Genomic DNA, 12,661 nt, shown 5'->3' with positions numbered 1-12,661 from the left:
TCACACCCAGGTCCGGGGGCGGAAACGGTTGGCCCGCTCCACCAGTTCAATCCTCTCGTCGCCCCGCTGCGCGAGCCGGGCGAGTATCCGGTACGAGCGTTCCAGACCGAACCTGAGACTTCGCTCGTCCAGCTCACAGCCCAGTACCGTCCTCGGACCCGCGGCTGCGGGGGAGAGCGGAGCCGCCGGCTGCGCCGTGGGACTACCGGAGAGTATCCAGTCAAGTGCCGTACCCAGTACCTCGGCCGACAGTTGTTCACGTCTCACCGCGTCCAGGCCGTAGCCCTGCAGCGCGGTCACCTGGTCCGCGGCGGCGGACAGGTCGTCGATCAGCGGCTCGTGCGGGGCCCGCTCACGGAGCCGGGCCCGCACCGCGGCCACCCGGGCCGCGGTGTAGTGGATCGACGACTCCGGTACGGACTCCAGGGTCCGCACCGCCGCGGCCCGGTCACCGGCGGCGACCTGGACCCGGGCCAGACCGAAGGCAGAGCTGACGAAACCCGGGTCCGTCGCCCACACCAGGCGGTAGTACTCCGCGGCGTTGTCCAGCTGCCCCAGCACCTCCGCGCAGACACCCAGCGCGAGCTTCGGCGCGGGCTCGCCGGGAAAGGCGTCGTAGACCGCGTCGAAGGACAAGGCGGCGTTCCGGTGGTCACCGGTCACCAGCGAGGTGATCCCGCGGTACCAGACCACCCGCCAGTCGTCCGGGTGCTGCGCCTCCGCCTCCGTCAGCGTCCGCACGGCGGAGCTGAGTTCGTCCGTCTCCAGGCGGGCGCGCAGCTCGCGCAGCCGGGTCTCGAGCGAGGCGGCGGGCACGGAGTGCAGGGCGGCGATCAGCTCTGCGGACGCCGACGTCATCACCCCGGCGAGGAATCCGGCGTTGGGGTCGTTCGGGTCGACCCGGGGAACCGGCAGGGCCAGCGAGGCCGCTCGTGCGTCGAAGGCGGCGAGCCGGGGAGCTGCGCCGGGGTACGCGGCCGGGAGAGGCCCCGGCCCCGGGACCGCCGCGCGAGGTGCCGGAACGGCCGCCGGGGCCGGCGGGTACGCCGTCGCGCCGCCCCGGGTACCGCTTTCGGTGCTGCCCCGGACGTGGGTGTCCGGCGCGTGCAGCGGCCCGGCGCCCACGCCCTGCGGGGCCGCGACGGCGGGAGCGGCCGGCATGGCCGGGGCGGCCACCGGGGCAGGGGCGGGGCGGACCGTGGCCGGGGCAGCCCTCCCGCGGCGGCGCCAGGAGCGTCCCGTGCCACCGGACGGATCCGTCCGGACGCCGATCCGCGACACCTCATGGGTCAGCTCCGCGAACAACTCCGTGTCCGTCACCCGCGTTTCCACACCGAACAGGGTGGAGAGCGCCGAGCGCGGACGTCCCGTCTGCAGGGCGACCACCTCCCGCAGCACCCCCGTCAACTGCTCCGCCATCTCCGCGGCCGAGGAGAACCGGCGGTCCGGGTCCGGGTCCGTGGCCCGCACCAGCAGCCGGTAGAACGACTCGTATCTCCGGAACACCTCGATGTGGTCCGGATCGGGCAGCGAGTCCACGAAGACGTTCGTGTACCCCTGGAAGTCGAAGGTCAGCACCGCGAGAGTCCGCGCGACCGTGTAGAGGTCGGAGGCGACGGACGGGCCGACCTCCGCGACCTCGGGCGCCTGGTAGCCGACGGTGCCGTAGATGGCCGACTCGGCGTCGTCCGTCCTGCGCACCGCGCCCATGTCGATGAGCTTGAGCTGGTCCTCGGTCTGGATCGCGTTGTCGACCTTGAAGTCGCAGTACAGCACGTTGCGGCTGTGCAGGTGGCCGAGCGCCTCCAGCGCCTCGATCCCGTACGAGCAGGCCTGCTCGACGGGCAGCGGGTCCCGCTTCCCGGCGGGTGTACGGCGCTCGTTGGCGATCTCCTTGAGTGACTTCCCGCCGACGTACTCCATCACGATGTAGCCGTCGAGTGACCCCGTGCGCTGGTCGAGGTGTTCCACGAAGTTGTAGATGCGGACGATGTTGGAGTGCTCGATCTCCGCGAGGAAGCGCCGCTCGGAGATGGCTGCCGCCATGGCGTCCTGGTCCCCGGTGTCCAGCAGGCCCTTGAGGACCACCCAGCGGTCGGACACCGCGCGGTCGACGGCGAGATAGACCCAGCCGAGACCACCGTGCGCCAGGCACCCCGCCACCTCGTACTGCCCGTGCACGATGTCACCGCCGCGCAGCTTGGGTACGAAGGAGTAGGGGTGGCCGCACTTGGTGCAGAACCCCTCGGTACGGCCCGGCCGTTCGCCGCGGGCGCGGCCCACCGGCGCGCCGCAGCCGGAACGCGAGCAGAATCGCTTCCGCTCGGGGACCTCGGGATTTTCCATCACCGCGGTGTGCGGGTCGGGCCGCGGTACGTCGGGGACGAGCACCAGGCCCGCACCCAGCCTGCCGCGCCCGGAGGCGGAGCCCGTCGAGGCGCCCGAGGAGCGCACCGACACCGAGGGGGAGGTGGAGTTTCCGGACAGCGAACGGGACAGCCGCCCGGAGACCGAACGGCGGGAGGTCGACGAGCGGGACGAGGAGCGCGCGGACGCCTGTGAACCGGTCCGCTGCGAGGTGCTGCCGCTTCCCCTGCCGCCGCCCGCGACTCCGGTGGGCGGTGAACTCACCGTGCCCGTCGGCGACACGACCGGCGCGAGGCCGCAGGTGTCGCAGTACAGCTCGCCGCCTCCCATGTCCTCGTAGCCGCCCTCGCACGAGGGGCGCTGGCACTCCGTACTCATGATGTCTCCCCGTGTCCGTCGTGCTCGCTCGGACGGCGCGGTGTCAGCAGAGCCGTGGCGGCGTGCTGATAGCGCAGCACCACCTGTTCGGCGACGCGCAGATCGCACGGCGCGCTCCACAGCATCCGTCGGGCCGCGTCGTACCGCTGGATAAGGAGCGGGTCCCCGGCCAGGCCGTGCCGGGCCACCTTCGCCCTGTACGCGTCCAGCCTGCCGCGCAGCTCCGCACGGACCGCGAGCGGCGCCGTGACGGACGTCAGAGATTCGCGGGCGCGCAGCAGTTCGTCCTCGGCCTCCCGCTCCAGCGAATCCAGCAGCGGCGACAGCCGGCTCCACTGGGCGTGCCTGCGGTACTCCGACGCCACCGCCAGACGCTCCTGCAGCGCGGTCGGCGGCCCGCTGACCGCGGGTACCTCGGAGGCGGCGATCTTCGCCAGCACCTCGCCGCGCGCCGACCGGGCCTCGGCGAGCGTACGGTTCGCGCGCGACAGCAGGTCACGCAGCTGGACCAGGCGCCGCTCGGCGTCCTGCCGGACCGCGAGCACCGCCTCGATCTCCCGGCGCACGTCCTCCAGAGCGCGGGCCGCCCGGTCGTAGCGCGTCGTGTCCGGCCGCCCTCCGCCGGGTGCTGCACTGCCGGGGCCCGGCATCCAGAACGCCAGCGGATCGGAGATCACCTGCGCCCGCAGCGTGGCCAGCTCCTGGGCGATCGACTCCAGGTCGTCACCGGCCGGGTGCTCCCCGGGCAGCACCCCGACGGAGTGCGCCAGCGAGCGGGTGCGGCGCAGCTCGACGGCCAGCAGGTCTATCCGGGCGGGCAGCGCCGACCACACGGAGTCCGACGTGACGACCATGTCCAGCGCGTGGGCGTACAGGTCGTTCATCCGGGCGACCAGCTCCTCCAGCGTGATCCGCTCGGAGAGCCGGGCCGGGCCGGCGAGCGAGGTGCCCCCGGCCGCTCCCTGGTTCGCCACGGTCACACCGTCGCCGCGCAGCAGGCCGGTCAGGGCCACCAGGTCGCTCCTGCCGGGGTAGCGTCGCCTGCCCCGGATCTCACGGGCCGACGCCAGCGCCTCGCCGTAGGCGTCGAAGTACCTCCAGAGCAGCGTGATCGACTGCTCGGCGGAGGCCCAGCGTTCCTTGGTGACACCGGTCAGATCAGCGCCCTGCAGGAGCCGGCGGCCGGTGTGGTCCTGCAGGGCGAGGAGCGAACTCTCGATGGCCTCGTGCTCCGCACCGAGCCGCGCCAGCGCACGGTCCGCCTCGTCCCGGTCCATGACCGGGCCGGGGGGCCTCCCCGCGAAGCCGGGGAAGGATCCCGCCACGCCCATCGATCAACTCTCCGTTCGTGCCGCCGGGCCCGGGGGCCCGGACGGGTTCAGTTACTGCGGTACTCGGGCGCCGGGGGGCCCTCGATGCCGGGCAGCCCTTCCGACAACCACGCGCGGTACGACTTCATCCAGGGACTGTTGTCACCGCCCTGGCGGTAGGCGTCCAGCACGTGGTTGATACGGGCCACCAGATCGTCGGCGCCGAGCTTCGCCGCGACGCCGTAGTACTCGGTGGTGAACGGTTCGTCGCCCTTGAGTTCCACCGCCGGGTCCTGGGCCGCCTGGCCGGCCGCCAGCGCGTTGTCCGTGACCACCGCGTCGACCTCGCCGAGCTGCAACCGCACCAGGCAGTCCAGCTGGTTGGGGACCGTCAGCTGGTCCTCGTCGAGCTCGGTTTCGTCGTGCTCGTCCTCGAAGACCGCGCCGAAGGACTTCTCGTCCAGCGCGTCGTACGCCGTGGAACCCTCCGCCGTGCAGATCCGCTTGCCCTTCAGCGACTTGTCGTACCCGCTGATCTCCGAGTCCTTCGGGGCCAGGACCTGCTGACCGGCCTGGAAGTAGGCCGTGGAGAAGGACACCTGGGCAGCGCGCTCGCAGTTGATCGTCATCGTGCGTACGACGACGTCCACCTTGTCGTGCTCCAGCGCCGCGATGCGCTGGTTCGTGGGAATGGCGCGGAAGATCACCGCATCGGGATTCCCGAGGATGTCCTCCGCGATGGCCCGCACCAGATCGATGTCGAAGCCTTCGAGCGTGCCGCCGGCCTCCGGATCCCGGTGTGGATTCCGGTAGCCCCACTGGAAGCTGTTCTGGTCGACACCGGCTATCAGCTTCCCGCGCGCCCTGATCCTCTCGATGCTGGGGCCGTCGTCGTCCGACGCCGGCAGGCTCGCCTCCGGATCCGTGCATTCCTCGGCCTCGGCGGGCACCGCGGAGGGGGCGCCATGGCCCGCGCTCCGCCCGCCGAACGTTCCGTCGCCGTGCGCCAGTGGCAGCAAGGTGAGCGAGGCCGTGACGGCACAGGCCACCGCCATGCCCGTCACACCGCCCCAGCCGCGCAGCCTGCCGCGCGCGGCCCAGCCTTTCGCCCCGGTCATCCCTCGTCCTCTCACCGGTACTCCGAGAGCCTGCGGTTGACCCCGACGATCGCGGCGACCGCACCCAGTACGGCGAGGACGGCGGCCCCGACCGGCAGCCCGCCCAGCGCCCCGCGCCCGTCCTCCGCCGCCGCGTCGAACTCGCCCTGTTCGAGGGCGATCGCCTTCTCCAGCGCGTCGTCGACCTCCTCGAAGGACTCACCTGTGGAGTCCTTCGGACCGATGATCTGCTGCAGCGCGCTGTCGTACTCGCCCCGGTCGTCCGTGGCCCGGGCCTTCTTGTGGCGGTCCTGCCACTCCGAGACACTGGTGATGGCGTCAGCCACCGGCTTACTGCCCGTGTCGTCGTCGGCGAGCTTCTCCGCGCTCTCGAGCTGTGCGCCGAGGGCCTTCATACCTGTGCTGTAGTCGGTCTCGTACTGGTCCCGGGTGCCGTCGGGGGTGAGTACGGCACCACGGGCGACCAGGGTGAGGTTTTCATTGGCGCGTGCTTTCAGCGAGTTGATCCGGGCCTTGTTGAGGACATCGAGTGACTCCTGCCCGTGCACCATCGCGCCACGCAGCTCCGCTCTGGCCACCGTGTGCCCCACGGCCAGCCACAGCAACACCACCGTGGCAGCGGCGGTCGCCGCGAGCAGTCCGTGGTTGAAGACGCGGTTCGTCCTGCGGTAGTTGCGCCGCTGCATCCACACGAGCGCGACCAGCGCGACGATGCCGGCGGCCAGCGAGACGTAAGGCCACTGCCGCGCATCGGCCGAGTCGGTGCCGAGCCGGCCTGTCTCCTGCGCGTACAACCGCTCGGCCGCGGGGAGGAGTTCGTCCGTCATCTTCTGGTTGGCGTACCGCAGGTAGGCGCCGCCGAGTGGCAGGCCCTGGCGGTTGTTGGCCCGGGCCCGCTCGATCAGGCCCGTGTACTCGGGGAGAAGCTCGCCCAGGGTGGTGATCTCCCGGTGCGACGAGGTCGACGCATCGGTGTTCGCTGCGGCCTCGACCAGCAGCCGGGAGGCCTCCTTGATGTCCGCCTCGTACTTGGTGTGCACATCCGGGGGCTCCTGTGCCCCCGCCAGGAAGCCGCTCGCCGCCATCGTGTCCGCGTCGGCCAGCGAACGGTAGATGCCCGCGGCGCCCGCGCTCAGCGGCTGACTGCGGGTCACCACGTCGTCGGCGGACGAGGCCCGCCCGGAGGTCTCCAGGAAGGTGACTCCTCCGAACACCACGACCAGCAGGGCCAGTGCGGCGCCGATGATCTGCAGCCTGCCCGGCTCGGTCGTCGCCGCGGCGCGCAGCCGTTCGACGGCCACGGACGGGACGCCACGGCGCGGCGCGGGTACGGTCACGGGCGCGGGCGCGGACGACGGATCGTGTCCGGGCTCACGCAGCGCGGCTCCGTTCGGCGGGTGTGTCACTTGACCTCCCCCTCGGTCACCGACGTCGGCCCGGCCCCCCGGCCGATCGGGGGACGACTGGTCCTGGCCAGAAGTATGGCCCCATGGGGCCCGGTCCACCAGAAAGGCCCAAATTCCGTGCTGTCTCCCCGTATTCGATCAGGAGCAGCGCAAGTGATCAAGGCGCCCGGCCGGGGAGGCCCCTGAGCGGACCGACCTCCCCTGTTGTCTCCCCCATCATGGAACACGATCGGGACATCTGATCGGTTCCCGAACCCATCGGTTCCCGGACGCAACGGGCGTTCCGTGCGGCACGGCACGGGACGCCTTCTCGGCCGCCGGTCCTCAGACGTACTGCGTCCGCAGCCTGTTGTGCACCTCCGGGGCGGCCCCCGTGTGGTCCAGACCCAGCAGCCCGGCTCCCAGCACCGGCGGCGCCGAGACGACCCGGATCACCGCCTTCGGTGCCCGTACGGTGAGGAGCCGGGCGATCCGGTCGTCCAGCGCCGGGTGGCGGGCCGCCAGCACGCTCCCGCCCAGGACCACCGGCACCTCCTCCTCCAGCAGGCCGAGCCGGGCCAGCGAGACCGAGGCCATCGCCACGACCTCGTCGCCGAGCCGGTCCACCAGACCGCGCGCGATCCGGTCGCCGGCCGCGGCGGTGGCGAACAGTACCGGTGTCATCTCGTGCCGTCGCGCGTACGGGACGTGCCCCAGGTGCAGTGCCTCGATCAGCGCGCACATCGAGTCGAGCCCGAAGTGTCCGGGCAGGGTCAGCATCAGCCCGGTCGGCTCCCCGCGTCCGTCCTCGGCCCTCGCCGCGAACCACATCGCCTCCTCCGCGAGCCCTGCACCTCCGCCCCAGTCACCGGACATCCGGCCGATCGCGGGGAAGCGGGCGGTGGCCCCGTCCGGGCGCATGCCGACACAGTTGATCCCCGCCCCGCACACCACGGCCACCCCCCGGGGCTCGTCGGCCCCCGCACGCAGTATCGCGAAGGTGTCGTTGCGGACCTCCACGGTGCGGCCCCAGCGCCGGGCCTCCAAGGCCTGTGCCAACTCGCGTTCCTCGACCGGGAGATCCGCGTTGGCGAGGCAGGCCGACACGTGCTCGACACCGTCCACCCCGGCCCGCGCGAGTGCCGGCCGGACCGCCTCCGCCAGCCCGTCCAAGGCCGCGCCGACCCCGACGGCCGGCGGCTGGAATCCGCCACCGCGTGCGGCGCCGAGGACCGTGCCCTCGGCGCCGATCACAGCCACGTCGGTCTTGCTGTTGCCCGCGTCGATCGCGAGCACATGTGCGGTCAGGCCCACGCCAGGTGCTCCCGGTTGTGCGCGATCAGCTTGTCGGTGAGCGCCTCGGCGTACTCGAACTGTCCGATCAGGGGGTGGGCCATCAGCGCCTTGAAAACGCGGTCCCGGCCACCGTGCAACGCCGCTTCCAGAGCCAGGCCCTCGTAGGCGGTGACGTGTCCGATCAGCCCGGCGTACAGCGGGTCGAGCGCGGGCACGGCGAGCGGTGTCGCGCCCGTGCCGTCGACCCGGGCCTGTACCTCGACCACCGCGTCGTCCGGCAGGAAGGGCAGCGTCCCGTTGTTGTACGTGTTGACGACCTGCACGGCGGAGCCGCCCCCGCCGAGCAGCGAGGACGCCAGGTCCACGGCCGCCTCCGAGTAGAAGGCGCCGCCGCGTTCGCCCAGCAGCGCGGGCTTCTCGTCCAGCGCCGGGTCGCCGTACATCTCCAGGAGTTCCTCCTCCATCGCGGCGACCTCGGCGGCGCGGGACGGCTTCGTACCGAGTTCCCGTACGACCTCGTCGTGCGCGTAGAAGTACCGCAGGTAGTACGAGGGGACCACGCCGAGCCGGTCGACGATCTGCCGTGGCATGCGCAGGTCGCCGGCGATCGCGTCGCCGTGCTCCGCGAGCAGCTTCGGCAGGACGTTCTCGCCGTCCGGCCCGCCCAGACGCACCCCGAGCTCCCACGTCAGGTGGTTGAGCCCGACATGGTCGAGGTGCACCTCGGCGGGAGTCACATCGAGCAGCGCGGCGAACTTGCGCTGGAAGCCGATCGCCACGTTGCACAGGCCGACGGCCTTGTGCCCGGCCTGGAGCAGCGCCCGGGTGACGATCCCGACCGGGTTGGTGAAGTCGATGATCCAGGCGTCGGGACTGGTGCGGCGTACCCGCTCGGCGATGTCCAGGACGACCGGAACCGTGCGCAGCGCCTTGGCGAGACCGCCCGCTCCGGTGGTCTCCTGGCCGACGCAGCCGCATTCCAGCGGCCAGGTCTCGTCCTGGTTGCGGGCGGCCTGTCCGCCGACGCGGAGCTGGAGCAGCACCGCGTCGGCCCCGGCGACCCCGGCGTCCAGGTCGGAGGTGGTGACGATCTTCCCCGGGTGGCCCTGCTTGGCGAAGATCCGCCGGGCCAGACCGCCGACCAGATCCAGCCGGTCGGCCGCCGGGTCGACGAGCACCAGCTCCTCGACCGGCAGGGTGTCCCGCAGCCGCGCGAAACCGTCGATCAGTTCGGGGGTGTAGGTGGACCCGCCGCCAACTACTGCGAGCTTCATGCTTCTCAGCCCTTTACTCCGGTGAGGGTGACGCCTTCTGCGAAGGCCTTCTGTGCGAAGAAGAAGCACGATGACGACCGGCGCCTGCAGCCGGACAGCAGCACCGCGGCTGCGCCGAGCGCCAGGGGCACGCGGGTACGGATGCGCCATGGCGCCATAGCGGACTTCCTTTGCAGGGTGCGGGGAGACTTCGCGGAAGAAGCCCGGTGCGTGGGGCTCACCGGGCACGGCGGTGCCGTACGCGCCGCGGGGTACGGGCGGCACGACGAGGGCGTTCGGGCGGTGGCGGTTCAGGTGGTGTCGAAGACGCTGTCGCGCGCCTGGGCGAGGGCGGTTCGCAGGGCGCCGGTCAGGATCGGATCGCCGTCGATGTCGCTGATCCGGAGCAGCGGCCTGGGCAGCGCCAGACCGGCCATCTCGGCCTCGACCCGCCTACGGAGGTTCTCCCCGCCGGCCTGGGCCACGAGGCCCGAGAGGACGACCAGCTCGGGATCGACCACGGCGACCACGGACGCGAGTCCGGTGGCCAGCCGGCGGGCGACCTCGGCACACACGGCCTCGTCGGCGAGGGCCTCGGTCGGCGGCCTGCCGTCGGCCAGGTCGCGTACGGCGGGGCTGGAGACCTGGCTCTGGAAGCCGCCCCCCGCGTCGGGGCCGGCCCAGTCGGCCGCGCCGCCGCGGGCGAGCGGGGCACCGGGCAGCGGCATGTAGCCGATCTCCCCCGCGCCGCCCGTCGCGCCGCGCAGGAGGGTGCCGCCCAGTACGATCGCGGCGCCCACGCCCTCGTCGAGCCAGACGAGCACGAAGTGGTCGTGGTCCTGCGCGGCGCCCTCGTACTGCTCGGCGATGGCCGCGAGGTTCACGTCGTTCTCGATGACCACCGGCCTGCCGACCACCTCGGCGAGGTCGGCGGTCAGGGTGCGCGAGTGCCAGCCGGGCAGATGGGGTGCGTAGCGCAACTGGCCGGTGTGCGGGTCGATCGCGCCCGGTGTGCCCACCACCACGGCGGCGAGGTCGTCATGGCCGAGACCGGTCGGACGCAGGGCGCCGTCCACGGCCTCGGCGACGAGCTGGGCGGTACGGTGACGTACGTCCTCCGCGACCGCCTCGGCCTCCACACGGCAGGAGCCGACCACCGTGCCGGTGATGTCGGCGACCACCGCGTCGATGCCGGTAGGGCCGACGCAGAGCGCCGCGACGTGGGCGGCGGCCGGGTCGATCTCGTACAGCACGGCGTTGGGCCCGGGGCGTCCGCTCCGGCTGCCTGTCGAGCGGACCAGACCCGCCTCCTCCAGCCGTGCCAGCAGTTGGGATGCGGTCGGCTTGGAGAGCCCGGTCAGCTCCCCGACACGGGTACGCGTGAGGGGGCCTCGGGAGACCAGGAGATCGAGCGCGGCCCGGTCGTTCATGGCGCGCAGAACGCGGGGGGTGCCCGGTGTGGTTCCGGCCATGAGCGAGCCGCCTTCTGTTAGGAAAGTTTCCTATCTGTGAGAGGAAGGTATGGGCGAGTCACGGAACCGTCAATGGGAAGCGCCCCCGAGGCAACCGAAGCTTTACCCGCGGGGACGCTGCGCGCCGGCTGTTCAGTTGGTGCTGCCTGCCACGGCACCGGTCATTTCGTCATGCTCGGCGGCGGTATCGGGGTCGCCGCCAGCGACTGCGGCGACGTCGCCGAGGCGTACGCCGACGGGGCCGCCATGCCGGCCGTCGGGTCGGCGGCGCCGCCGGCCGCCTCGACGGCCAGCGGGCCGACCATGCGGATGCCCGCCGCGTCCAGGGCCTGCTTGATCCGCCAGCGCAGCTCGCGCTCGACGCCCAGGGCCTTGCCCGGCATGGTCTTCGCCGTGACCCGTACGGTCATCGAGTCCAGCAGCACCGCGTCCAGGCCGAGGATCTCCACAGGACCCCACAGCCGCTCCGACCAGGGCTCTTCCTTGGTCATGGTCTCCGTCGCCTCGTTGATCGCGGCGCGGACCCGGTCCAGGTCCTCCGTCGGGCGGACGGTGACGTCGACACCGGCCGTGGACCAGCCCTGGCTGAGGTTGCCGATCCGCTTCACCTCGCCGTTGCGGACGTACCAGATCTCGCCGTTGTCGCCGCGCAGCTTGGTGACGCGCAGGCCGACCTCGATGACCTCGCCGGAGGCGACGCCCGCGTCGACCGAGTCGCCGACGCCGTACTGGTCCTCCAGGATCATGAAGACCCCGGAGAGGAAGTCGGTGACGAGATTGCGCGCACCGAAGCCCAGGGCCACACCGGCGACCCCCGCAGAGGCCAGCAGCGGGGCCAGATTGATCTGAAAGGCGCCCAGAATCATCAGGGCCGCGGTGCCGAGTATCAGGAACGACGTGACCGAGCGGAGTACGGAACCGATGGCTTCGGAGCGCTGGCGGCGGCGCTCGGCGTTGACCAGCAGGCCGCCGAGAGCCGTGCCCTCCACCGCCTGGGCGCTGCGGTTCATCCGGTCGATGAGGTTGGTCAGGGCACGCCGGATCAGATAGCGGAGCACGATCGCGATGGCTGCGATGAGGATGATGCGGAGACCGGTGTTCAGCCAGGTGGACCAGTTCTCCTCGACCCAGCCTGCGGCGTTCCCGGCCCGTTCGGCGGCTTCGTCCAGCGAGCCCGCGGCGCCGGGAGGCGGAGCCGCGGTCAGGAGGGCGGACAGGGACACGGCGGGGACCTCCAGGTGGGGTGGCAGCGGACCAACCACAGTAACGAAGCAGGGGGAGTGGTTCGTTGCCGCTGACGGAGGAGAGACACGTCTCACCCGGGGACGCAGGGGGTGTGGCCGGTCCCACAGCGGGGCCGGCCGCCCTGCTGAAGTACTCGTTCCAGGGCGCCAGGGCCGTGCGGACGGCCGGCCGGGGAGGAAAATCCCTCCAGCCCGTTACCCGTACGTGGTGGCGCTCGGACCAGGCATGAGGAGAGACTGAGACCGGATCGTCCCGGCGCGAGCCACGCGTCGCCGGCGTACAAGGAGGCATCCACGTGCCGCATGTCCTGGTTCTCAACGCTTCGTACGAGCCGCTCGGCGTCGTACCTCTCCGCCGCGCGCTCGTCCTCGTCCTCGAGAACAAGGCCATCTGCCTCGAGGAGTCCGGCGCCTTCATGCACAGTGCCACCCGTGCCGTGCCCGCGCCCAGCGTCGTCCGCCTCAAGCGGTTCGTGCGGGTCCCGTACCGGGGTCCCGTTCCGCTCACCCGCCGTGCGCTCTTCGCGAGAGACGGTGGCCGTTGCATGTACTGCGGGGCCGCCGCGACCAGCGTCGACCATGTGATCCCGCGCAGCCGCGGCGGGCAGCACGCCTGGGAAAACGTGGTGGCGGCCTGTCGCCGCTGCAATCACGTCAAAGCGGACCGCCATCTGCCCGAGCTGGGCTGGCGGCTGCGCCACCAGCCGGCGCCGCCCAGTGGTCTCGCCTGGCGGATCATCGGGACCGGGCACCGGGATCCGCGCTGGCTGCCCTACCTGCAGCCGTTCGGCGCGGACGACGTGATGGCCCGGATCGATGGCGTCTCCGCCTGAGGAAC

At 72.0% G+C, this 12,661-nt stretch carries 9 protein-coding genes and 1 pseudogene; 1 reads left to right on the top strand and 9 read right to left on the bottom strand.

Annotated features, from left to right (window positions below; translation table 11 throughout):
• The 9 genes and pseudogenes from ACWD04_RS03875 to ACWD04_RS03835 all read right to left on the bottom strand — a co-directional run bounded on the left by ACWD04_RS03875 (position 1) and on the right by ACWD04_RS03835 (position 11,802).
• On the bottom strand, positions 1–2,745 hold the full coding sequence (locus ACWD04_RS03875; RefSeq protein WP_451127784.1) for a tetratricopeptide repeat protein: 2,745 nt from the start codon (positions 2,743–2,745) through the stop codon (positions 1–3).
• Positions 2,742–4,076, bottom strand: a complete 1,335-nt coding sequence (locus ACWD04_RS03870; protein WP_451127782.1) for a hypothetical protein — start codon at positions 4,074–4,076, stop codon at positions 2,742–2,744. Before ACWD04_RS03870 ends, ACWD04_RS03875 begins: the two co-directional genes overlap by 4 nt.
• A gap of 47 nt (positions 4,077–4,123) precedes the next feature.
• On the bottom strand, positions 4,124–5,173 hold the full coding sequence (locus ACWD04_RS03865) for a glutamate ABC transporter substrate-binding protein (RefSeq protein ID WP_451127780.1): 1,050 nt from the start codon (positions 5,171–5,173) through the stop codon (positions 4,124–4,126).
• An 11-nt stretch (positions 5,174–5,184) separates the two neighbouring features.
• Positions 5,185–6,579, bottom strand: a complete 1,395-nt coding sequence (locus tag ACWD04_RS03860) for a hypothetical protein (protein ID WP_451127778.1) — start codon at positions 6,577–6,579, stop codon at positions 5,185–5,187.
• Positions 6,580–6,903: 324 nt separating this feature from the next.
• On the bottom strand, positions 6,904–7,872 hold the full coding sequence (locus ACWD04_RS03855; RefSeq protein WP_451127776.1) for an N-acetylglucosamine kinase: 969 nt from the start codon (positions 7,870–7,872) through the stop codon (positions 6,904–6,906).
• Complete coding sequence (locus ACWD04_RS03850) at positions 7,863–9,128, bottom strand: 6-phospho-beta-glucosidase (protein ID WP_451127774.1); 1,266 nt, start codon at positions 9,126–9,128, stop codon at positions 7,863–7,865. The genes ACWD04_RS03855 and ACWD04_RS03850 overlap by 10 nt, the downstream gene beginning before the upstream one ends.
• Positions 9,129–9,133: 5 nt before the next feature.
• Positions 9,134–9,230 (bottom strand): annotated as a pseudogene (locus ACWD04_RS03845) (carbohydrate ABC transporter permease); the annotation flags it as partial.
• Positions 9,231–9,418: 188 nt separating this feature from the next.
• Entirely contained in the window at positions 9,419–10,579 is a 1,161-nt protein-coding gene (locus ACWD04_RS03840) for an ROK family transcriptional regulator (protein ID WP_451127772.1), read from the bottom strand.
• A gap of 161 nt (positions 10,580–10,740) precedes the next feature.
• The gene (locus tag ACWD04_RS03835) at positions 10,741–11,802 is read right to left on the bottom strand and encodes a mechanosensitive ion channel family protein (protein ID WP_451127770.1); all 1,062 of its coding nucleotides are present in this window, start codon (positions 11,800–11,802) and stop codon (positions 10,741–10,743) included.
• A 317-nt stretch (positions 11,803–12,119) separates the two neighbouring features.
• Between ACWD04_RS03835 and ACWD04_RS03830 the strand changes: the two genes are divergently transcribed.
• Positions 12,120–12,656 carry an HNH endonuclease gene (locus tag ACWD04_RS03830; RefSeq protein ID WP_399833898.1) on the top strand — a complete coding sequence of 179 codons (537 nt, stop codon included), beginning with the start codon at positions 12,120–12,122 and terminating at the stop codon, positions 12,654–12,656.
• Positions 12,657–12,661 lie beyond the last annotated feature (5 nt).

The organism is Streptomyces sp. NPDC002911, assembly GCF_053591835.1.
The sequence above is the reverse complement of the archived record's forward strand: the minus strand, read 5'-3'. Positions and strand labels throughout refer to the sequence as shown.

What these genes read in the sequence shown, in the direction of transcription:
- ACWD04_RS03875 (WP_451127784.1), bottom strand. Translation starts at nt 2,745, where the DNA reads ATGAGTACGGAGTGCCAGCGCCCCTCGTGCGAGGGCGGCTACGAGGAC.
- ACWD04_RS03870 (WP_451127782.1), bottom strand. Translation starts at nt 4,076, where the DNA reads ATGGGCGTGGCGGGATCCTTCCCCGGCTTCGCGGGGAGGCCCCCCGGC.
- ACWD04_RS03865 (WP_451127780.1), bottom strand. Translation starts at nt 5,173, where the DNA reads ATGACCGGGGCGAAAGGCTGGGCCGCGCGCGGCAGGCTGCGCGGCTGG.
- ACWD04_RS03850 (WP_451127774.1), bottom strand. Translation starts at nt 9,128, where the DNA reads ATGAAGCTCGCAGTAGTTGGCGGCGGGTCCACCTACACCCCCGAACTG.
- ACWD04_RS03840 (WP_451127772.1), bottom strand. Translation starts at nt 10,579, where the DNA reads ATGGCCGGAACCACACCGGGCACCCCCCGCGTTCTGCGCGCCATGAAC.